Genomic DNA, 22739 nt, shown 5'->3' with positions numbered 1-22739 from the left:
CGCTTAGGTCACCCTTTAATTATATAATAATATAAATTACAATAGAATCTAAGTTAAGAGGGGGGAAGTTCTGATAACTTATAGTATCAGAGTAATATATGAAGAAACTAACTGAGATCATTAAAATGGATATGGGTCCATCTTTAGGAGTGACAGAACCAGGAGCTATTGCTTTTGCTACAGCAAGAGCAAGAAGCTATACAAAGGGAGAGATAAAAGGAATTAATATACATCTTAATTCTGGAATATATAAAAATGCCTTTACTTGTGGAATTCCAAATTCAACCCAAGTAGGTAATATATTTTCAGCAGCTTTAGGAGCCGTGGCTGGAAAGTGGGAAAAAGGCTTACTATCTTTAGAGGGAATTAATGAAGATGATAATAAAAAAGCACAAAAGCTCATAGATGAACATAAGGTTTTTGCACACTTAGATAGAATAGATTCAGAAATATATATAAGAGCTGTAGTTGAAACTGATAAAGATACTTGTGAGGTAATAGTAAAAAATCATCATACAGACATATATGAAATTAAGCTAAATAACAATATAATTTTTAAAATAGAGGATAATAAGGTAAATGATAAAGAGAATATTTCAGAAGAAGATATTAGTGAAATTACAAATTATACTTTAGAGGATTTCTACAATTATTGTAGCACAGTAGATATAGATGAAATTAGTTTTTTAAAAGATGCTTATACTGTAAATATGGAATTATTTAAGGAGGGTCTATATTCTAATAGAACAAAAATAGTAAAGCAGCTTATAAGATCAAATAATGATGAAGTTAAATCTAAGGATGAGGTAAAGACATCTCAGGTTCTAACTGGTGGAGCTATTGAAGCTAGAGTTATTGGGCTAAATAAGCCTGCCATGAGTATAACAGGAAGTGGAGCCCACGGTATAATATGTACTATGCCACTTTATAGTTCTTATAGCGTTAATGAACTTACTGAGGAGCAGTTACTTAGAGCTACAGCTTTAAGCTATCTTATAACTATGTATATTAAAGAATACTCTGGTAGGTTATCTGCATTTTGTGGATGTGCCATAGCAGCAGGAACTGGAATGGCCTGTGCTTTAGTTTTTATGAAGAATGGAACCTTAGAACAAATGAAATATACTATTAACAATATGGCTTCAAGCATAACTGGAATGATTTGTGATGGTGGAAATGTAGGGTGTGTGATGAAGGGAATTGTAGCTGTAGATGCTGCTTATAGATCCCTTGAACTTGCTATGAATAATATTTATATAGAAGATATCCATGGGATAAATGGAAAAACTCCTGAAGAGACCATGAGATATATGGGAATGATAGCCTCACCGGGAATGAAGGAAACTGAAAAGACCATATTAGATATTTTTACTCAGAAGTCTAATAATGGATTAAAAGCTACTTAATTATATAACAATATATAATAATTACACTAGAGCAACATTTTAAAAAGTTAAATATTTTAAATTTTAAATATGCACAAAGTTACCTATATAAAAAGTTAACTTTTTGCATAGATAACTTTTTAAAATGTTCCATATATAAGGCACTATCAAATAAATAATAGATCAGTTTTCTCGCCTATTTGCCACGAATACTGCGTCATTAAAATCCAGTCATAGCACCACTATGACAGGATTTTAACTCCTTGTCTCGTGGCAAATATACTTCGAACCTTTGGTCTATTATTTATTTTCATGTGCCTAATTTGAAAACGCAATAAATTAAGATATGATACAATAGATACAAATATAAATAATAAGGTGTGTTAAGATGGAAGAATTAAGAAAAGCAATTGATGAGATTGTAGGGGAACAGATTATAAAATTAGTTATTAGTAATAAGATGAATAAAGATATTGAGTATAATAAAATAATATTTACATTAAAGGAAAACAACTCAAAGGAGTACTATCAAATAGAAAAGTACACTGATAAACAGGTATTTCATGAAAATATTGATTTGGATTTATTAGAGGAAAAAGTTTTAGATTATACAATTGATAATTATAAACAAGTTTCTGCTTGGGCAAGTAATATTACCTTTGACTTAAGAATATCTAAAAAGGGTAAAATTCATTTAGGAAAGAAAACGAGCAATAATGAAAGTCTCATTAATAAAGAACATAATAAAGAAAAGAATTATATCCTTAAAGAAGGAATGATAATAGAGCCCCTTATAGATCTAGGAATTTTCACTAAAGAAGGCAAGGTAGTTAATTCTAAGTATGATAAGTATAAGCAAATAAATAGATTTGTTGAAATCATTGATGATGAAATTAAGAAGAATGATTATAAAGAACTTACAATTTTAGATTTTGGATGTGGTAAATCCTATTTAACTTTTGTGCTATACTACTATTTTGTAGAGATTAAGAAAATTAATGTTAAGATGATAGGATTAGACCTTAAGAAGGATGTAATCGAAAAGTGTAATGATATAGCTAAGAGATATAACTATCATAATTTACACTTTGAGCTAGGTGATATAAATGGATTTAAATATAATGATAAGGTTGATATGGTAATTACTTTACATGCCTGTGATACTGCTACAGATTATGCATTATATAATGCTATTAAATGGAACAGTAAAATGATTTTTTCTGTACCTTGTTGCCAGCATGAATTTAATAAGCAGATGAATACGAAGGAGCTATCTATACTTACTAGATATGGAATAGTTCAAGAGAGAATTGCAGCTCTTATGACTGATGCGGTGAGGGGAAATCTTTTAGAATGTGTAGGATATAAAACTCAGCTTTTAGAATTTATAGATATAGCTCATTCTCCTAAAAACATATTAATAAGGGCATCGAAGACTAGTATAACTAAGGAAAAAAAGGAAAAGGCACTTTCAGAGGTTAATGCTTTAATGAAGGAATTTAATTTGAATCCTACATTGTTTAATTTATTAAAGAAGGATGAATTAATTTAGTGGTTTATAATATTTGTTACAAGGTAACCTCCTTTAAATTTGCCTACAGTGCTTCACAAGGAGATGATTTAAATTATGATTATTAATAAAATCAATTTTAATTTAGCTCAAGAAATAGTAAATGCAGTTAAAGAGGTTGTAGATAAGGATATAAATTTTATAGATATTAATGGTATGATTATAGGTAGTACAGATAAATCTAGACTTAACACCTTTCATCAAGCGGGATATAATGCTATAAAAACTTTGAGTAATATAACTGTTGAAGATAATGAGGAATATAAAGGAAGTAGAAAAGGTATAAACTATCCCATAAAAATAAACAATATTGCAGTAGGGGTTATAGGTATAACTGGAGAGCCTAGTGAAGTTAGTAAATTTGGATTTTTAGTTACTAAAATCACAGAAATATTTATAAAAGAACAGCAGCTAAATTATAAGTATGAAGCAGATAAACAAAGAATAAATTATGTAGTTAAGTCTTTAATATATAATGATGTTAAAGATAAAAATGAAATTGAAAATATTCTTCAGGAATTTGGAATAGCATTAAATCAGCAGTTTGCTGTCGTTATTTTAAAGATAAATAAATATCATAACCTTAGAGAGCTAGAGACTATAGAGAATCACATAAAAAGTGTATTAGATGATATTGGCAATATATTTAAGTTATATATTTACCCTAATGAATTCATAGCTTTAGTAAACAAGGAAAGATATAATAAGCTAAGAAACATTCATATAGAAACCCTAAGTAAGTATGATGGAATTTTAACTGGGGGAGTGGGAAGGCTAAAAGGTTTATATGAAGCATATAAATCCTATGGAGAAGCTAGAATTGCTCTTAAGTACTCAGCTCAAAATGGTGATATCTTAACTTATCTTGATAGCCTGAATTTAGAGCTTATCTTGGAGAGTGTAGATACTGAAACAAAAAATCAGTATAAGGATAAGGTGTTAAAATCTCTTGATGAAGAGGATATAAACCTATTAGAGGTTTATTATAAAAATGATATGTCTTTAAAGCAAACTGCAGAAGAGTTATATATACATAAAAATACCCTTCAGTACAGATTGGAAAGAATATATGAAAAGTCAGGGTTTAATCCAAGAAAATTTAATGAATCCGTAATACTTTATTTAGCTATAAAACTATCATAAAAGGTTAATTGCAAAGAAATTTTTAATAATAAATTATCTCAAAATTGATTAAATCTAAAGTTTTTATTGAAATTGTATCTATAAGGAATAATAGGTATAAATCAAATAAAAGTAAGGATTAATTATAACCAATTTTGAGATATTTTTATTTATAAGTAAAATTATTTTGATGAAGGATTTAAAAATTAAAAATTCAATATTAGATATAACAAAAATAGAGGGGTGAAAACGTATTATTTTGTTGTATGTAACATAGAAGTGACAAAAATCCTTTGATATAATTTGATAAAAGGAGGAGGTAGCAATGAAAATTGTAATTTCTATAGATTCTTTAAAGGGAAGTTTGACTTCAATTGAAGCAGCTAATGCAATAAAAACAGGAATATTGAATGTAGATAATAATTCGGATATAAAAATAATGCCCTTAGCAGATGGGGGAGAGGGAACTGTAGATGCCTTAGTAGAAGGCATGAATGGTGAAGGAGAAATTATATCTGTTACAGGCCCAATAGAAGAAAAAGTAGACGCTAAGTATGGGATACTAAAGGATACCAATACAGTGATAATAGAAATGGCTCAAGCATCAGGTTTTGCACTAGTTCCACCAGAACTAAGAAATCCTTTGAAAACTACTACCTATGGAGTGGGAGAAATAATAAAAGCTGCAATAGGAAAGGGGTGTAGGAATTTTATAGTTGGAATAGGTGGAAGTGCTACTAACGATGCAGGAGTAGGAATGCTACAAGCCTTAGGATATGAGTTTTATGATGAAAATAATGAATTAGTAGGACTTGGTGGGGAAGTTTTAAATAAGATAAAAACCATAAAAATAGATAATAAATTGAAGGAACTAGATGATTGCGCCTTCAAAATAGCATGTGATGTTACTAATCCTTTGTACGGAGAAAATGGAGCAGCTTATGTTTATGGTCCACAAAAGGGAGCAACTCCTGAGATGGTTAAAGAATTAGATGGAGGCCTTAGAAATTTTGCGCAGGTTGTAAAGAAAGATTTAGGAAAAGATATAGCTAAAGTAGAAGGTGTGGGAGCAGCAGGAGGACTTGGATTTGCATTTTTAGGATTCTTAAATTCTAAACTAGAGTCTGGAATTAAGATAATATTAGAAGAAATTAAGCTAGAAGAAGTTATAAAGGAAGCAGATTTGGTTATCACTGGTGAAGGTAGACTAGATATTCAAACTGCAATGGGAAAAGCGCCTATAGGCGTGGCTAAGCTTGCTAAAAAACATAATGTTAAGGTTATAGCAGTAGCAGGATGCACTACAGAGGATGCTGTTAAATGTAATGAAGAGGGAATAGATGCTTATTTTTCTATAATAAATACAACTATGACTATAGAAGAGGCAATTAATAAAGAAACAGCCATGAAGAATATGACATCAACGGTGACACAAATTTTTAGACTTATAAAGACAATGAAACAATAAAAAATCTTAAATAGGGGTGACGATAATGGAAGTACAGATTACAACATTAGGAGCTTTACTTGGACTTGTAGTAGCCATAGTATTAATCATTAAAAAAGTACAACCTGTATATAGTTTAATATTAGGTGCAGTAGTTGGAGGGTTAGTAGGTGGAGCTGGAATTGAAGGAACCGTAAGTGTAATGATAAGCGGGGCAAAGGATATTATGCCAGCAATCCTTCGTATAGTAACTTCTGGAGTTTTAGCAGGAGTACTTATTAAGACAGGAGCAGCAGCTAAAATTGCAGATCAAATTGTAAAAAGCTTAGGCGAAAAAAGAGCACTATTTGCCATAGCGTTATCAACCATGATACTAACAGCGGTTGGAGTATTTATAGATGTAGCAGTAATAACAGTGGCACCTATAGCACTTGCAATAGCAAAGAAGTTAGGATATTCACCTATGGTTATACTTTTAGCTATGATTGGTGGAGGTAAGGCAGGAAATTTAGTATCTCCAAATCCTAATACTATAGCAGCAGCAGAAAATTTTGGAGTGGAATTATCATCTTTAATGGTAGCTAACATAATTCCAGCAATAGTTGGACTTATAGTTACAGTAATATTAGCTTCCATACTTAATAAAAAGTATAAGGGAACAAAAGAAACCAGTATAGAAGAGGAAATCGAAGAAGTGGAACTACCATCTTTCTTTGCAGCAATTATTGGACCGGTAGTAACTATAGTTTTACTATCACTTAGGCCATTAACAGGAATATCAATAGATCCACTTATAGCATTGCCAGTTGGAGGTATTGTAGGGGTTTTAGTTATGGGAAAAGGTAAAAATATTAATGAATATCTAACCTTTGGACTTTCTAAAATGATGCCTGTAGCAATACTTTTAATAGGAACAGGTACTGTAGCAGGCATAATAAAGGCATCAGGATTACAAGCTACAACCATAGGAGTACTTAATGCTCTAAATATGCCAGCGTTTTTATTAGCACCTATTTCAGGTATACTAATGTGTGCAGCTACAGCTTCAACTACTTCAGGGTCAACTATAGCATCAGCTACATTCTCCCAAGCCATAGTTGGAGTAGGAATATCACCTATAGGTGGAGCTGCAATGGTTCATGCTGGAGCTACAGTTCTTGATCATCTACCACATGGTTCCTTCTTCCATGCAACAGCAGGAGCAACAGGAATGAGCATAGGACAACGTTTAAAATTAATTCCATACGAATCTTTAGTAGGATTATCTATGACTTTAGTTTCTACAATAATATGGGGAATTATATTCTAATTTAATAAAGATGGATATAATATTTGAGTTTGATAAAACAAGAGGATATATTTAGTTTTAAGATAGATAAACTCTTCATAAAATAAAAATAATACTATAAGTAAAGAATGGTTATAAATTCTTTGCTTATAGTATTTTTATTTTAAAATCTTGTTTTAAATTACTAATCATTGACCATAATATTAGATAATTTTAGCACTTAACATTATTATACTAGTTTAAAAATTTTAAATTACAAAAATGTAAGATAAGTGTAAGTTACTTCGATAACATATAAAAACTAAAAGGAGTATAATAAACTTATAAGGAGGAGTTGCAATGAAGAAGTTATTAGTTAAGCTTACTTTAGTGTTTATTGTTTTTATGACAATAATTGGAGTTTTCCTTTTTCAAGATGGATATTCTTTATATAGAGCTTCTACCTCTGAAATAGGGGTACAAGAAAAAATAAATAGTATAAGAAGTAGCGAGGATTATACAACTATAGATGGAATATCTAAGGACTTCTTAGATGCCATAGTATCTGTAGAAGATCATAGATTTTATAATCATAATGGAATAGATTTAATAGCCATAGGAAGGTCGGTTATTAGCAATATTGATGCTGGAAAAATAGTTATGGGTGGAAGCACAATAACTCAACAATTGGCTAAAAACTTATTTTTTACCCATGAACAAAAATTAGAAAGAAAAATTGCAGAAGTTTTTGTAGTTAGAGAATTAGAAAAGAATTATTCTAAGAAAGAAATATTAGAGTTATACGTAAATGTAATATATTATGGTGATGGATATTCAGGAATTAAACAAGCCTCTAGGGGGTATTTCAATACATCACCAAGTGAAATAACTTTATCGCAGTCACTGTTGCTGGCTGGATTACCACAATCACCAGAGAACTATGCTTTATCTAAAAATTATGAAAAGGCAAAGAAAAGAAGCGAAATTGTATTAATGTCTATGATAAGAAATAATGTTATTTCAAGAGAAAAAGTAGAGTTACTATGTAATGGTAATGTAGAAGAAAACTTAGATAAGGCCATACTAGTTTCAGAAACTATAAATTAATGATTAATAAAAGCCATAAATTAAAACTTATAGGTTGTACTTTAATAATATTAAGTACAATCTATATTTTTGTACTTTTAAAGTGGTATGATTAGTATATATAATTATGGAAGTACATTTTTAATTATTATCTAATTGCAAGTAAACCAGGGTAATTTTATTTGCAATTACTAGTTATATAGGGGGGCATTATGGAAATTAAAGATCAAGAAGTAGAAAAGAGTGTGAATAAAAAAAGGAGGATAATTATCGGAAGTGTGATTATAATTAGCGCTTTGCTAATTATATATTTAAGTACATCTTTGTATTTTGTGAAGAGATTTTATTTTGGCTCTATGATTAATGGAGTTAGTGTTACTGGAAAAACTGCAGAAGATATAGAAGCTGATATATTAGCAGAAAGTGAAGCTTATATACTAAAATTAAAGCAAAGAGGTAATGTTGAGGAAAATATTAACGGAAGTGATATTGAATATAAATATAGTTTAGAAAATAAAATTAAAGATTTGAAGGATAGTCAAAGTGCTTTTGGATGGATTCATGGAGTCTTTAATACCAGTGACTACAAAATAGAAAAAGAAGTATCTTATAATGATGAAGTATTAAAGGAGAAGTTTGATAGTTTAAATTGCTTTAACGATGACAATATAATTAAACCTGAGAATGCTAAAATAGAATATGAAAATAATGAATACGTAATTAAAGAAGAAGTTCAGGGAAATGAGGTGAATAAAGATACACTATACGAAAAAGTTAAGGAAGCTCTTAATAATAAGGTGGATGAAATAAATTTAGAAGAAATTCAATGTTATGAAAAACCAGAGTATACTGCTGATTCAAAGGAAGTTTTAGAGGCTAAAAACACCCTTGATAAATATATAGGTTCATCAATTACTTATGATTTTGGCGGACAGAAAGAAGTATTAAATAGAGATGTTATTCAGAGTTGGCTTGCTGTTAATAAAAACTTTGAGGTGTCTATTGATGAAGAAAAGGCAAGAGAATATGTAAATTCACTGTCTGTTAAATATGATACTTATGGCTCAACAAGGAATTTTAAAACATCTCTTGAAACTACAGTAAATGTAGGTGGAGGTAACTATGGTTGGCTAATTAATTATAGTGAAGAGACTGCGGCTCTAATTAGTGCTATAAAAGATGGACAAAAGGGAGAAAGAAAACCTATATATGCTCAAACAGCTGTAGCTTATGGTGCAAATGATTTTGGAAATACCTATGTAGAAATTAATCTAACAAGTCAGCATATATGGTTTTATAAGGATGGAACTTTAATCACAGAAGGGCCTATGGTTAGTGGAAATGCTAATAGTAAGTATGCTACACCATCAGGTATTTATAGTTTGACTTATAAAGAAAAAAATGCAACTTTAAGAGGAGAAAATTATGTAGCACCAGTTAATTATTGGATGCCTTTCAATGGTGATATTGGTATTCATGATGCTACTTGGCGTTCGAAATTTGGAGGACAAATCTATATAACAGATGGATCCCATGGATGCATAAATACTCCATATAATGTTGCGAATGCCATATTTGAGCATATAACTCAGGGTGCACCGGTAATATGTTATTTTTAATTTGTTTATATAATTAAACCTTAGAACTCTTTTTAGTGAAATCGAATATTATAATTACTATAGAACTAAAAGGAGTTGATCCTGGTTGGTTAGAGAAGTGAAAGTTGTGCAGCCAAGTAATCCTACAGATGAAGAAAGACATATGATGCTAAGACTTGCTTTAGCAGAAGCAAATCGCATAGAAGACTATGATAATTTAATTGAATTACTTAGCCCACCAAAGGATATTACAACCATATTATCACCAGGTAAGTGCAAGGGAATTAATATAGGTATAATAGGAGGCGGAATTGCAGGTTTATCTACTGCTTTTGAGCTTAGAAAATTGGGGTTTGACATAACTATATTTGAACAACAAAAGGAGCGTATTGGAGGAAGAATCTATACTTACTATTTTGATGAAAATAAAAGGTTTTATGGTGAAATTGGGGCTATGAGAATACCAGTAAGTCATGAAGCTACATGGAATTATATAAATTTATTTAATTTAGAAACAACACCGTTTATTCAAAATAATGATAATGCACTTATTTATGTGAGAAATAAAAGAGCTATCAATGATCCAGATGGAATAAGTGTTATGGAGAAAATATATCCTGAATTTAATTTAGCACCATGGGAAAGAAGAGAACCATGGCAAAAGCTTGTAAGCTATGGATTAGGAGCTAGCTTATTAGAAATCAGTCCAGATATAAGAAGAGAATTATTGCAAAATAAAATGAAGTACTCTCCAGAAATTGAATATTTTGATAGCATAAGCATAAGGAGAGAACTTGAAGAAAGGGGATTAAGCAAAGGTGCAATAGAATTAATATCCTGTATTGCAACCTACCCAGGATGGTTATATGATAATAGCTATATTGAAAGTCTCCAGGAGCAGTATGCTGTAGATGATGCTTTTAGGTATCAAATAGATGGAGGAATGGTTAATTTACCTCTTGCTATGTATCGCTCATTGATGTCACTAAATCCAAGAGAATACAAAAATATTTCAGAGAACCAGTTAGGTAAGATAACTTGGAATAGTGGAAACAGAGTAAAAGGTATATATAGAAATAATGAAGACAATAAGGTTATTTTAGAATATAGTGGTGAAGGTGAAACCAATAGTAGCCATCAGAGTTTTGACTTTGTAGTATGTGCTATTCCTTTTTCTAGTCTTCGTAATGTAACTGTGTACCCTATGTTTAGTACAAGTAAAATGCAAGCAATTAAAGAGGTCAATTATATAGCAGGACAAAAAACTATTTTTATGTGTAAGGAGAGATTCTGGGAAGAGGGGGGACCTAGTAAAGCAATAATAGGTGGTGGTTCTTATACAGATTTACCAATAGGAAGTATATGGTATCCATCCTATAATATTAACTATAATATTACTAACCTGGAAAACCAAGTATTACCTATCGTAAGAAGAAAGTATAAAAACTATGAAGATGGTGGGGTTCTTATGGCATCTTATAATTTAACTAGAGATGCAGTACGTCTTGGTAATTTAGAGCCAATAACTAGGTTGGAATCAATAAAAAGACAAGTAGAGCATGTTCAAGGACTTAAAAAAGGATATCTTGATGACATAGTATTAGAGAATAAAACAATACAATGGGATAACGAACAAGGATTTTTTGGAGCTGTATGCTATTATATGCCTGGCCAGAAAAGGCTATTTGCTTATACATCTAGTAAGCCTGAATATGATAATAGAGTATATTTTGCTGGAGAACATATTTCGCAAGAGCATGGATGGATACAAGGAGCGGTAAAAAGTGCTATGATAGCTGCAAATGACATAGCAGAGCATTGTAAAATTAGATTAAAGCAAGTATAAAGTAAAGGTAAGAGGTTATATCAAAATAAATTAAATCTTAAATTAATTTAAGGTTAATGGATTATTTTAATATAACCTTTTCTAATGTTAATTGAAATATAGAATATATACTAAAAGTTGTAACAAATGGTACATAACTTATGCTGTATTTTGTTTATAATAAAGATAGTAAATCAGTAGGGGGTATTACCATGAATTTAAATAATTTAATGAGACAACACGGAGATATATCAGATGAAATAAGATTAGTAAAAGAAATGATAAGTAAGAATATTATAGAACTAAATGCTATGGAAGCAGCAAGTCATATAAATAAACTTGCTGGGAAATTACAAGTTCATTTAACATCAGAGGACAAGTTTTTATATCCAACTTTGATTAATGGTAAAGATTTATCACTTAAGAAAATGGCTAATCTGTATATGAATGAAATGGGTAAAATTTCACAAGTATTCATGAGTTACAAAAATAAATTTAATACAAAGAATAAAATAGAAGCTAACTTAAAGGGATTTGTTGAAGAAACTAAGTGTATATTAAAAGCTATAGAGACAAGAATTACTAAGGAAGAAAATGAATTATATAAAATGATAAATGTTAATTAGAGCTATAAATTTATTTAAGTTTTATTAATGTATACGGAATTAATTGGTATAAAAGTGGTTATTTGAATGGAAAATATGATAATACAGTATTATTTTATAATAAGTTACTTTAACATAAATAAAATATAGAATAAATATAAATTCATAAAATATTATCTTGTGAAATTGAAAATATATATAAACATATGATAAATCACGAGAAGAATAACTCAATATAAGGGTTTTAAGACGATTTAGAATAGTTCGGATAGAATTGTTTTAAATCGTTTTTTCTATTCAAATAAAAATATTTGCAAGTGCAAAAAAATAAAATTTCAGTTGTGCACATTAATTTTATTAAAAATGCTATACTTAATAATAAATGTGTGATATAATTAAAAACATGTTATTGGAATCCAATTATTTTGGTTAAAAGATTATATTTTGCATAAACTAAAGATTATATATTGCATAAATTTATAAAGTTTTTAGTTAAAAAGAATAAAAGATGGTGGTGTTTTTTATGACTAAGAAAAAATTTAAAAGAGTATTAGTAGCAAATAGAGGAGAAATTGCAATAAGAATATTTAGAGCTTGTCATGAGCTTGGAATAAGAACTGTTGCTATATATTCTGAGGAGGATAAGCTTTCTCTTTTCAGAACAAAGGCCCATGAAGCATATCAGATTGGAAAGAATAAAAGTCCTGTTGATGCTTATTTAAATATTGATGAAATAATTAATCTTGCATTAAAAAAGCATGTAGATGCCATCCATCCAGGTTATGGATTCCTATCTGAAAACCCTGAATTTGCTAGAAAGTGTAAAGAGGCAGGTATAGAGTTTATAGGACCTAAATCAGAAATGATGGATAGGTTAGGAGATAAAATAAAATCTAAGATTGTAGCAAAAGAAGTAGGGGTACCTGTAATACCAGGAGTTGAAAAACCAATTACTTCAGAAGCTGAAGCAATTAAATTTGCTAAAGAATGTGGATATCCAATCATGCTAAAGGCTGCTGCCGGTGGTGGTGGAAGAGGTATGAGGATAGTAAGAAAAGAAGAAGAGCTTTTAGAGTCTTTTAAAAGTGCTAAAAATGAGGCGAAAAAGGCTTTTGGAATAGATGATATATTTATAGAAAAATATCTAGAAGGACCTAAGCATATTGAGATTCAAGTGCTTGGAGATAAGCATGGTAATATAGTTCATCTTTATGAAAGAGATTGCTCAATACAAAGAAGACATCAAAAGGTAATTGAGTTTAGCCCAGCAATATCACTAAGTGAAGAAAAAAGACAAGTTATATGTGCTGATGCATTAAAGATTGCAAAATCTGTAGGATACATAAGTGCAGGAACTTTAGAGTTCTTAGTAGATATCCATGGTAATCACTATTTTATTGAGATGAATCCAAGAATACAAGTAGAGCATACTGTTAGCGAAATGACTACAGGAATAGATATAGTTCAAAGTCAAATTTTAATAGCTCAGGGATATAGTTTAGATTCTAAGGAAATAGGTATATTTTCACAGGAGGATGTAAAGCCAAGAGGTTTTGCAATCCAATGTAGAGTAACTACAGAAGATCCTTCAAATAGTTTTGCTCCAGATACAGGAAAAATAGATGTATATAGAACTGGTTCAGGTTTTGGTATAAGACTAGATGGAGGAAATGGATTTAGTGGAGCTGTAATTAGTCCTTATTATGATAGTTTGCTTGTAAAAACAACAGCTTATTCTAGAACCTTCGAGGATACAATTAGAAAATCCATACGTTCCATTAAGGAATTAAATATTACTGGAGTTAAGACTAATATAGATTTCCTAATAAACGTATTAAACAATGAAACCTTTAGAAATGGAAGTTGTGATACTAATTTCATAGCAGATAATCCTCAATTATTTGATATAAAACCTAGAACTGATGAAGAATATAAGGTTTTAAAAATCATTGGAGAAAAAATAGTAAACGAAACTAAAGGAAATAAGAGAGAATTTGATGTACCAGTTATACCAGTTATAGACTCCCTAGAAGGCATACAAGGCACAAAGAAAATACTAGATGAACAAGGGCCAGAGGGTGTTGTTAATTGGATTAAGAATCAGAAAAAATTATTAATCACTGATACAACCATGAGGGATGCGCAGCAATCTTTAATGGCTACAAGGGTGAGAAGCAGAGATATGTTTAACATTGCAAAGGCAACCTCAGCCTATGGAAGAGATTTATTTTCTATTGAGATGTGGGGTGGAGCTACCTTTGATACAGCTTACAGATTCTTAAAAGAATCTCCATGGGAAAGACTTGAAGAATTAAGAAAAAGAATTCCTAATGTTATGTTCCAAATGCTAATAAGAGGAGCTAATGGAGTAGGATATAAAAATTATCCAGATAACGTAATAAGAGAATTTATAAGAGAATCTTCAAAGAGTGGTATAGACATATTTAGAATTTTTGACTCACTTAACTGGTTAAAAGGCATAGAGACATCTCTAGATGAAGTTTTAAACTGTGGGAAATTAGCAGAAGTTGCTCTATGTTATACTGGAGATATTTTAGATGTAACTAGGGATAAATATAGTCTTGAATACTATGTAAATAAGGCTAAAGAAATAGAAAAAATGGGAGCTCACATACTTGCTATAAAGGATATGTCTGCATTACTTAAACCTTATGCAGCTAAGAAGCTTATAAAAGCCTTAAAAAATGAGATTTCAATACCTATTCATTTACATACCCATGACACTACTGGAAATGGTGTGGCAACTGTACTTATGGCAGCAGATGCTGGAGTAGATATTGTAGATACAACCTTCAATAGTATGTCTGGATTAACTAGTCAACCGGCTCTAAACTCTGTAGTAGCTGCTCTTGAAAATACAGATAGAGATACTGGCATAAATGTAAGTGAAATTCAAAAGTTATCAAATTATTGGGATGCGGTAAGACCAGTATATGAACAGTTTGAATCAGGGCTTAAGTCAGGAAGAGCAGAAATTTATAAATATGAGATTCCAGGGGGACAATATTCAAACCTAAAACCTCAGGTAGAAAGTTTTGGACTTGGGCATAGATTTGAGGAAGTTAAATCTATGTACAAAGAGGTAAATAATATGGTAGGGGATATAATAAAAGTTACACCTTCTTCGAAAATGGTAGGGGACATGGCTATTTTCATGGTTCAAAATGGATTAACCTCTGAAAATATCTGTGAAAAAGGAAGAAATATGGCTTTTCCAGATTCTGCAGTATCTTATTTCAAAGGGATGATGGGTCAACCAGAAGGTGGATTCCCAGAGGAACTACAGAAGATAGTTTTAAAGGGTGAAAAGGCTATAACTGATAGACCAGGAGAATTGTTACCACCAGAAGATTTTGATAAAATTGAAGAATATCTAAAGGATAAATATAAATATAATCCATCTAAAAAGGATGTTATTAGTTATGCTTTATATCCTGAAGTATTTGAAGACTTCTTAAAATTTGTTTTAGAATATGGTGATGTAAGCCGTATGGGTAGTGATGTATTCTTCCATGGACTTGCAGAAGGTGAAACTTGTGAAGTTGAAGTTGCAGAAGGAAAGACACTTATAGTTCAATTTATAGAAATTGGTAAATTAGATTCAGAGGGTTATAGAACTTTAGCCTTTGAGATTAATGGGAATAGAAGAGAAATTAAAATAAAAGATAAAACAGCAGGTGCTTTAAAGAGTAATGGTAAAGATAGCTCTATAAAGATGGCTAATGCTGAAGATAAGCTAGAAATTGGAGCAAGTATTCCTGGAACTATAATTAAAGTCTTAGTAGAAAAAGGACAACAAGTTAAAGAAGGAGACAGCTTACTGACAATAGAAGCTATGAAGATGGAAACAAATATAGTGGCTTCTATGGATGGTACTATTGACTCTATACTTGTTTCAGAAGGACAACAAGTAAAAACAGGACAATTACTAGTGAAATTAAAGTAATAATATCTTCTTAAGTTGTAGTAAAATATATTGCCTATAAAAAATTTATATATATTAAAAAAGACTTACTTAATGTTTTATCAATAAGTAAGTCTTTTGCGTTTTCATTATATTAACTAAGAATTATAATGAATAATCAATTTCTATATTAAGCAGTAGTTGGTGGAGTGAAAACTCTTGTAGCAAGCTCTTCATCTAACATATATAAAGCTGCTGGATTACCTTCAGCTCTTTTAATCTTTTTAAGAAGAGTATTGAAGGTATTTTCCTCTTCAACTTGCTCATCAATGAACCATCTAAGTAAGCTTATAGTTGCATGTTCCTTTTCGTCAGAAGCAATATCTGCTAACTTATAAATTCTACTTGTAACTAGTTGTTCATGTTTATAACCAGTTTCAAATACATCTACTATACTTTCGTATTTACCCTCTGGTTTGTCAATTTTCTCTAATTCAACAACACCATTTTTTTGAAATATATAGTCGTAAAGTTTCATTGCATGGAATAATTCCTCTTGAGCTTGAACTCTAAAGAAATTAGCAATTCCGCTTAAATCAACAGATTCAGCATAGGCTGACATAGCTAAATAAGTGTAAGATGAATAAAATTCAAAGTTTACTTGATCATTAAGATTTTTTAATAAATTTTCGCTTAACATTAGTATACCTCCTTATAATCTCGGTTTATTACAACGGTTTAAATATTTATTACTATTCTACATGATTTACCATAGTTAATCAAATTATAACAACTAAAATAATTTATTAATAGGAATAAATATAATTATATTTAAACAGTCGAAGGTTTCCAAGTACCCCTATAATAAAAGTATACAGATAAAGCAGTTCCTACTAACCAACCAAGAGGGAATGACCACCAGATACCAGAATAACCAATCATTGATGCTAAAATAAAGGAAAAGGCTACCCTTAATATTAAATCAGAGAAGGTGGAAAACATAAAGGCTTTCATAGCACCAGCTCCACGAAGGACACCATCACATACCATCTTAAGTCCTACTACTAAATAAAAAGGTGCTAGGGTTCTTAGAAACTCAGTACCCACATTTATTACATCTATACTTCCACTGGAATCTACAAACAATCCAATTAATTTTGGTGCAAAGATAAAAAATAGAATAAGAATTCCACCACATATACTTAAGGTGATAGCTACTGCAGCTTTATATCCTTCTTTCACACGAGAAATTTTTTTTGCACCTATGTTTTGAGCCGTGAAACTAGAAAGTGCGCTAGACATAGTACTCATTGAAGTAAGAGCTATGGTGTGAACTCTAAAGGCAGCAGAATATCCTGCCACAACTATGGATCCATAACTATTAACTAAACCTTGTACACAAATTTGTCCTATAGATATAAAGGATTGTTGCATTATACTTGGAATAGCAATTCTACATATACGTTTTAAAATATAATTACTAAAGTAAGGATATTTTTCAGTTACTTCAATCTTACGGAGCCTCATAATAAGGCATATTATAGCTAATATAGAAGAAAGACCTTGAGCAATAAAAGTAGCCCAGGCAACTCCCGATACACCCATTTTAAAAACTATAACAAATACTAGGTCTAAAATAATATTAAATATGGAAGAGAAAATTAAAAGATATAAAGGTGTTTTAGAATCCCCTAAACCGTTAAATATGGCAGTGGCAGTATTATATAAAAATAAAAATATAATCCCACATATGTATATTTGCAAATAGAGAGCAGAATCAGAAAATATATTTTCTGGAGTATGAAGAAGTCTCATAAGAGGTTTACAAAAAATACTGCCAAGGATAGTTAAAATAATACTAAGGCTAGTTAAAGATATTATAGCTGTTGAAATTGCAGACTTCATAGTAGTATATTTTTTCGAGCCAAATATTTGAGCAACCACTACAGAACATCCCATGCTGGACCCAACAGCTACAGCTATAAATAGTGCAGTTATAGGATAAGAAGCGCCTACAGCAGCTAAAGCATTTACTCCTATGAATTTCCCTGCCACAATACTATCTACAATATTATAAAGCTGTTGAAATAGTGAACTAAGTAGCATGGGAAGAGAAAAAGTCCATAAAATTTTAAAAGGGTTTCCAATGGTCATATCAGTGATAGAAGTATCTTTAATCTTATTCTCCCCTTTAGTAATAGCTTCAGAATTCATAATAGTTTACCTCCCCAAATGATATAAGTATAGGTTTTAGCCTAAAATTTATAATTTAAAATTAAATTTATATACAGGTTAGATTCACTCGATGACTACCTGCTCTAATACTCTCATCTTTTTCAAAGTGAGAGTAAAGAGCTGCTACGTCCCTAGATAACGATTTCTTCTAAAGGACAACGGCTTCTAAGTATCAAAAATAATGACACTTAGAATTCTGTTAGTAAGTTTCAGAGGGAATAAAACCGTCCTCTGAAGCAAAGAATTCTGTTTATAAGAAATCCCCTTATCATTATAGGATGTATATAAAAGAAGAACAATTAAGGATATATATAGGAATACTGTGATAAAATTAGATTTATAGGGTACATTGGATGTAATTGATGATTTTTACTATTTTAAAAGTGAATAAAAAATACATGAATTAGGATTAAGTAAAATAATTAAAGGTTTTAAAAATAAAAAAATTTAAATTGAATAGTTTAGACTTGTTCTAGGAACCTTAATTACAGTTATATCAATGGATTTGTTATTGAAGAACATAAAATCTAAAAATATTGAAATTTATGAAAATTAGTATAAAATATCAAATTAATGGAGTGATAATATAATGAAAATATTACTTATGCGTGTTACGCTAAGAGCCTCATGGGTACATTCTTTAAAGGAAAAGAGAATGGTAATAAAAAGTTTAATGCAAAGACTAAGAAATAAATTTAATATTTCTGTTGGTGAAGTTGATGAACAAGATACACATCAAACATTGGTTATAGGTGTTGCAGGAATTTGTGGAACATCAGCCCAAGTAGATTCTACCATGGAAAGTATAATAACATTTATAGAAGAAAATACAGATGCAGAAATAATTAAAATTGAGAGTGAAGAAGATGTGTTTTGATGTGGTATTAAATGATGAAAAATTTTAGAAGATATTTAAAAGGTGAAGGTTACAACATGCATAGAGGAAATAAAATAATAAATATTAGTAACTCTTTATGTAATTGTATTCACGGTTATAAATTCCATTGACTTCATAGTTAAGCTGTGGGTATTATATTCTAATAGTGGTAAATAATTAAATTTAATTATAGAACAAATAATTAAATTATTAATTTATATTATCAGCATTAAAAAATATTTACAAAGGAGGAATTATAAAATGAAATTAATTTTAAAGTATTTAAAAAATTATAAAATGCTTCTTATGATTAATATTATATCAGTATTTGGCTTTGCTTTAGTTGAGCTTGGAATACCAACTATTATGGCTAAAGTTATTGACAAGGGAATAGCTAATAGTGATATAAATTATATAAAAACCATGGGACTCATAATTGTAGTTATTTCTATAATAGGTGTTTTAGGAACAATTTTATTAGGATATTGTTCATCTAAAATATCTACTAGTATAACTAGAGATATCAGAAACGATATATTTAAGAAATCACAAGAGTTTTCTCATAGTGAATATGATAGATTTGGTATATCATCAATGATTACTAGAACTACCAACGATGCATTTCAAGTAATGCAATTTATAAATATATTACTGAGATTAGCGTTGATTACGCCAGTAATGTTTATAGTAAGCTTAGTGATGATACTTAAAACAAGTTCATCCTTATCAAGTATATTAGCTGTTACATTACCATTTATAATTATTGGTGTATTCATAATAGCTAAAATTTCTCATCCTTGGTCAGAAACACAGCAGAAAAATTTAGACAGATTAAATAGAATATCAAGAGAAAATCTAACAGGAATCAGAGTAATTAGAGCTTTTGGTAATGATGATCATGAAAGAGAAAGGTTTGCTGAAACTAATAAGGATTATACTCAGATTTCAAAGAAACTTTTCAAGCTTATGTCTATATCTCAGCCAAGCTTCTTCTTAATACTTAATTTAGCAATCATAGCCATATTTTTGATTTCTAGTAATATGATAAATGCGGGAACTCTTCAAGTTGGACAATTAGTTGCCTTTATAGAGTACTTATTCCATGCTATGTTTTCACTTATGTTATTTTCAACTGTATTTGTTATGTATCCCAAAGCACAAGTTTCAGCTAATAGAATACAAGAGCTATTGGATGCTGAACCTATTATTAAGAATCCTGAGAATGGAATCAAGAGAAGTAATAATGAAGGAACTGTAGAATTTGATAAAGTTACATTTACTTATCCAGACGGAGAGGAAGCTGTTCTTAAAGATATTTCATTTAAAGCTAAAAAAGGAGAAACCATTGCTTTTATAGGAAGTACTGGTAGTGGAAAAAGCACACTAATAAACCTAATTCCTAGATTTTATGATGTTACTGAAGGAAGTATAAAGATAGATGGAATAGATATTAGAGAATATGATTTAAAGATTTTACGTAAAAAAATTGGATTTATACCTCAAAAGACTAGGTTATTTACAGGAAGTATAGATACAAATATTAGATTTGGTAAAAAGAAAGCTACTGTAGAAGAGGTTGAATATTCTTCAAAGGTGGCTCAAGCTTATGACTTTATAATTAAAAAACCTAAGAAGTTTGAGGAGTTAATAAGTGAAGGAGGAGGTAATGTATCTGGAGGTCAAAAGCAAAGAATATCTATTGCAAGAGCTATAATAAGAAGGCCTGCAATATATATTTTTGATGATAGTTTTTCTGCCTTAGATTTTAAAACAGATGCTACTCTTAGAGCTAAGCTTAAAAAAGAAACCAAAGAGGCTGTAGTATTGATAGTTGCTCAAAGAATAAGTTCTATTATGGATGCTAATAAAATTATAGTATTAAATGAAGGTGAAGTAGTTGGAATAGGAACTCATAGAGAGTTACTGAAAAATTGTGATATATATAAAGAAATTGCATCATCACAATTAACAAAGGAGGAGTTGGCATAATGAAGAAGATTAAAAATACAGTAAGAAAAATTTCTCCCTTTGTAAAACCATATAAATGGCCTTTTATAGGTGCCGTAATATTTGTAATTATAGCAGCGATTTTTACTGCTCTAGCTCCCATGACAGAAGGGTTAATTATAACTCAGCTTACTAAGGATGCCTTTGATATGGCGAAAGGAGTAGCAGGAGCTTCAGTAAATTTTAGTTATATAATAAAAATTTTAATAGTTTTAGCCTTTATATATGTAGGAGGTACAGTATCAACCTATATAGCTAGCTTCATGCTAACTAATGCAATTCAAAATACCATGAGGGATTTAAGAAATACTGTTCAAGATAAAATTAGAAGATTACCAGTAAGTTATTTTGATAAAAATAGTTATGGAGATATATTAAGTCGTATTACAAATGATATAGATACCATATCTAATGCATTGCAGCAAAGTTTTGTTCAAGTAGTTAATGCAGTTCTTTCATTAACTTTAGCATTAATAATGATGTTTACAATAAATGTGAAGATGGCATTAGTAGCTATACTTATAATACCTATAAGTTATGTCATATCAAGATTTATAGTTGGAAAATCACAGAAGCTGTTTTATAAGCAACAAAAGGCTCTAGGAAACCTAAATGGTAAGGTTCAGGAGATGTATACTGGCTTTAATGAGATAAAGCTATATGGAAAGCAAGATGATGCTATAAGAGAATTTGGAGGTATTAATCAAGAGCTTTGTAGTACTGGATTTAAAGCTCAATTTATATCAAGTATAATGTCACCCCTAGTTTCTCTAGTAAGTTACTTAGGAATTGCAGCCATTGGAGTGTTAGGTGCAATTAATGCCATAGCCGGTGTCATTACTGTAGGAAATCTACAAGCGTTTATTCGTTATATATGGCAGATAAACCAACCTCTTTCTCAAGTAACACAGTTATCTTCAGCTATACAATCAGCTTTTGCTGCAGTAGATCGTGTATTTGAGATATTAAATGAAGAAGAGGAAATTCCAGATAAAGAGAATTCAATAAAATTAGAAAATCCACGCGGTAATGTTACCTTTGAACATGTTAAGTTTGGATATAGTGATGACAAACCATTAATAAAGGACTTAAGTGCACAGGTTAAGAGTGGACAGATGGTAGCTATTGTAGGTCCTACAGGAGCAGGTAAAACTACTCTTATAAACTTACTTATGAGATTTTATGATGTCAAAGGTGGAGCTATAAAGATAGATGGAGTAGACATTAGAGATATGAAGAGGGAAGATTTACGTTCAATATTTGGAATGGTTCTTCAAGATACATGGCTATATAATGGTACAATTTACGATAATATAAAGTATGGTAGATTTGATGCTACTAAAGAGGAAGTAATAGAAGCTGCTAAGATAGCTAATGTACACCACTTTATAAAAACCCTTCCTGATGGTTATAACATGTTTCTTAATGAAGAAGCATCTAATATATCTCAAGGTGAAAAGCAGCTGTTAACTATTGCTAGAGCTATAATATCAGATCCAGCTATACTAATATTAGATGAAGCAACAAGCTCTGTAGATACTAGACTAGAGCTATTACTTCAAAAAGCTATGAAGAATATAATGAAGGGAAGAACAAGCTTTGTTATCGCCCATAGACTTTCAACTATCCGTAGTGCAGATTTAATTTTAGTTATAGACGAAGGTAATATTATAGAGCAAGGAAATCATGAAGAACTAATGGCAAAGGGTGGTTTCTATGAGAAACTTTATAATAGTCAATTTAGAAATAATGAAGAAATAAGTAGTTAAATATTATTAAAAAACGTCTCT

Annotated in this window: 15 protein-coding genes; 13 read left to right on the top strand and 2 right to left on the bottom strand. The window is 30.3% G+C overall.

What is annotated here, in order from left to right; translation table 11 throughout:
- Nucleotides 1-98 precede the first annotated feature (98 nt).
- The 10 genes from ABDZ93_RS15545 (at nucleotide 99) to ABDZ93_RS15500 (ending at nucleotide 15872) form a co-directional block, all read left to right on the top strand.
- Nucleotides 99-1406 (top strand): L-cysteine desulfidase family protein, encoded by a 1308-nt coding sequence (locus tag ABDZ93_RS15545; RefSeq protein WP_343827376.1) that lies wholly within the window; start codon nucleotides 99-101, stop codon nucleotides 1404-1406.
- A gap of 367 nt (nucleotides 1407-1773) precedes the next feature.
- Complete coding sequence (locus ABDZ93_RS15540) at nucleotides 1774-2937, top strand: class I SAM-dependent methyltransferase (RefSeq protein WP_343827375.1); 1164 nt, start codon at nucleotides 1774-1776, stop codon at nucleotides 2935-2937.
- A 75-nt stretch (nucleotides 2938-3012) separates the two neighbouring features.
- On the top strand, nucleotides 3013-4098 hold the full coding sequence (locus tag ABDZ93_RS15535; protein WP_343827374.1) for a CdaR family transcriptional regulator: 1086 nt from the start codon (nucleotides 3013-3015) through the stop codon (nucleotides 4096-4098).
- Nucleotides 4099-4402: 304 nt separating this feature from the next.
- Nucleotides 4403-5545, top strand: coding sequence for a glycerate kinase (locus ABDZ93_RS15530; RefSeq protein ID WP_343827373.1), 1143 nt, complete (start codon nucleotides 4403-4405; stop codon nucleotides 5543-5545).
- A gap of 25 nt (nucleotides 5546-5570) precedes the next feature.
- Entirely contained in the window at nucleotides 5571-6833 is a 1263-nt protein-coding gene (locus ABDZ93_RS15525; protein ID WP_343827371.1) for a GntP family permease, read from the top strand.
- 318 nt (nucleotides 6834-7151) lie between these two features.
- Complete coding sequence (locus ABDZ93_RS15520) at nucleotides 7152-7898, top strand: transglycosylase domain-containing protein (protein ID WP_343827370.1); 747 nt, start codon at nucleotides 7152-7154, stop codon at nucleotides 7896-7898.
- Between the two features lie 191 nt (nucleotides 7899-8089).
- Complete coding sequence (locus ABDZ93_RS15515) at nucleotides 8090-9496, top strand: L,D-transpeptidase family protein (protein WP_343827369.1); 1407 nt, start codon at nucleotides 8090-8092, stop codon at nucleotides 9494-9496.
- Nucleotides 9497-9638: 142 nt separating this feature from the next.
- Nucleotides 9639-11321, top strand: coding sequence for a flavin monoamine oxidase family protein (locus tag ABDZ93_RS15510; protein WP_343827589.1), 1683 nt, complete (start codon nucleotides 9639-9641; stop codon nucleotides 11319-11321).
- Between the two features lie 191 nt (nucleotides 11322-11512).
- Entirely contained in the window at nucleotides 11513-11926 is a 414-nt protein-coding gene (locus ABDZ93_RS15505; RefSeq protein ID WP_343827368.1) for a hemerythrin domain-containing protein, read from the top strand.
- A 502-nt stretch (nucleotides 11927-12428) separates the two neighbouring features.
- On the top strand, nucleotides 12429-15872 hold the full coding sequence (locus ABDZ93_RS15500) for a pyruvate carboxylase (protein ID WP_343827367.1): 3444 nt from the start codon (nucleotides 12429-12431) through the stop codon (nucleotides 15870-15872).
- A 148-nt stretch (nucleotides 15873-16020) separates the two neighbouring features.
- On the opposite strand, the gene ABDZ93_RS15495 is transcribed toward ABDZ93_RS15500, so the two are convergent.
- Together ABDZ93_RS15495 and ABDZ93_RS15490 are read right to left on the bottom strand one after the other, a co-directional pair.
- Entirely contained in the window at nucleotides 16021-16530 is a 510-nt protein-coding gene (locus tag ABDZ93_RS15495; protein WP_343827366.1) for a ferritin, read from the bottom strand.
- A 131-nt stretch (nucleotides 16531-16661) separates the two neighbouring features.
- Nucleotides 16662-18044, bottom strand: coding sequence for an MATE family efflux transporter (locus tag ABDZ93_RS15490; RefSeq protein ID WP_343827365.1), 1383 nt, complete (start codon nucleotides 18042-18044; stop codon nucleotides 16662-16664).
- A 610-nt stretch (nucleotides 18045-18654) separates the two neighbouring features.
- On the opposite strand from ABDZ93_RS15490, the gene ABDZ93_RS15485 reads away from it, so the two are divergent.
- From ABDZ93_RS15485 to ABDZ93_RS15475, 3 genes are all read left to right on the top strand, one after another.
- A complete protein-coding gene (locus ABDZ93_RS15485) occupies nucleotides 18655-18942 on the top strand; it encodes a DUF503 domain-containing protein (protein WP_343827364.1) in 288 nt (95 codons plus the stop codon).
- 261 nt (nucleotides 18943-19203) lie between these two features.
- The gene (locus tag ABDZ93_RS15480; RefSeq protein ID WP_343827363.1) at nucleotides 19204-20931 is read left to right on the top strand and encodes an ABC transporter ATP-binding protein; all 1728 of its coding nucleotides are present in this window, start codon (nucleotides 19204-19206) and stop codon (nucleotides 20929-20931) included.
- Entirely contained in the window at nucleotides 20931-22718 is a 1788-nt protein-coding gene (locus ABDZ93_RS15475) for an ABC transporter ATP-binding protein (RefSeq protein ID WP_343827362.1), read from the top strand. Before ABDZ93_RS15480 ends, ABDZ93_RS15475 begins: the two co-directional genes overlap by 1 nt.
- Nucleotides 22719-22739: the final 21 nt, after the last annotated feature.

It is taken from the genome of Clostridium subterminale (assembly GCF_039521425.1).
In the GTDB taxonomy this organism is placed as follows: Bacteria; Bacillota; Clostridia; order Clostridiales; family Clostridiaceae; genus Clostridium_J; species Clostridium_J subterminale.
This window is presented reverse-complemented; position numbering and strand designations above follow the sequence as displayed.

Excerpts from the sequence above, each read along its gene's own strand:
- ABDZ93_RS15530 (WP_343827373.1), top strand. The coding sequence starts at position 4,403 with ATGAAAATTGTAATTTCTATAGATTCTTTAAAGGGAAGTTTGACTTCA.
- ABDZ93_RS15475 (WP_343827362.1), top strand. The coding sequence starts at position 20,931 with ATGAAGAAGATTAAAAATACAGTAAGAAAAATTTCTCCCTTTGTAAAA.
- ABDZ93_RS15525 (WP_343827371.1), top strand. The coding sequence starts at position 5,571 with ATGGAAGTACAGATTACAACATTAGGAGCTTTACTTGGACTTGTAGTA.
- ABDZ93_RS15495 (WP_343827366.1), bottom strand. The coding sequence starts at position 16,530 with ATGTTAAGCGAAAATTTATTAAAAAATCTTAATGATCAAGTAAACTTT.
- ABDZ93_RS15500 (WP_343827367.1), top strand. The coding sequence starts at position 12,429 with ATGACTAAGAAAAAATTTAAAAGAGTATTAGTAGCAAATAGAGGAGAA.
- ABDZ93_RS15505 (WP_343827368.1), top strand. The coding sequence starts at position 11,513 with ATGAATTTAAATAATTTAATGAGACAACACGGAGATATATCAGATGAA.
- ABDZ93_RS15520 (WP_343827370.1), top strand. The coding sequence starts at position 7,152 with ATGAAGAAGTTATTAGTTAAGCTTACTTTAGTGTTTATTGTTTTTATG.
- ABDZ93_RS15540 (WP_343827375.1), top strand. The coding sequence starts at position 1,774 with ATGGAAGAATTAAGAAAAGCAATTGATGAGATTGTAGGGGAACAGATT.
- ABDZ93_RS15480 (WP_343827363.1), top strand. The coding sequence starts at position 19,204 with ATGAAATTAATTTTAAAGTATTTAAAAAATTATAAAATGCTTCTTATG.
- ABDZ93_RS15510 (WP_343827589.1), top strand. The coding sequence starts at position 9,639 with ATGATGCTAAGACTTGCTTTAGCAGAAGCAAATCGCATAGAAGACTAT.
- ABDZ93_RS15485 (WP_343827364.1), top strand. The coding sequence starts at position 18,655 with ATGAAAATATTACTTATGCGTGTTACGCTAAGAGCCTCATGGGTACAT.
- ABDZ93_RS15545 (WP_343827376.1), top strand. The coding sequence starts at position 99 with ATGAAGAAACTAACTGAGATCATTAAAATGGATATGGGTCCATCTTTA.
- ABDZ93_RS15490 (WP_343827365.1), bottom strand. The coding sequence starts at position 18,044 with ATGAATTCTGAAGCTATTACTAAAGGGGAGAATAAGATTAAAGATACT.
- ABDZ93_RS15515 (WP_343827369.1), top strand. The coding sequence starts at position 8,090 with ATGGAAATTAAAGATCAAGAAGTAGAAAAGAGTGTGAATAAAAAAAGG.
- ABDZ93_RS15535 (WP_343827374.1), top strand. The coding sequence starts at position 3,013 with ATGATTATTAATAAAATCAATTTTAATTTAGCTCAAGAAATAGTAAAT.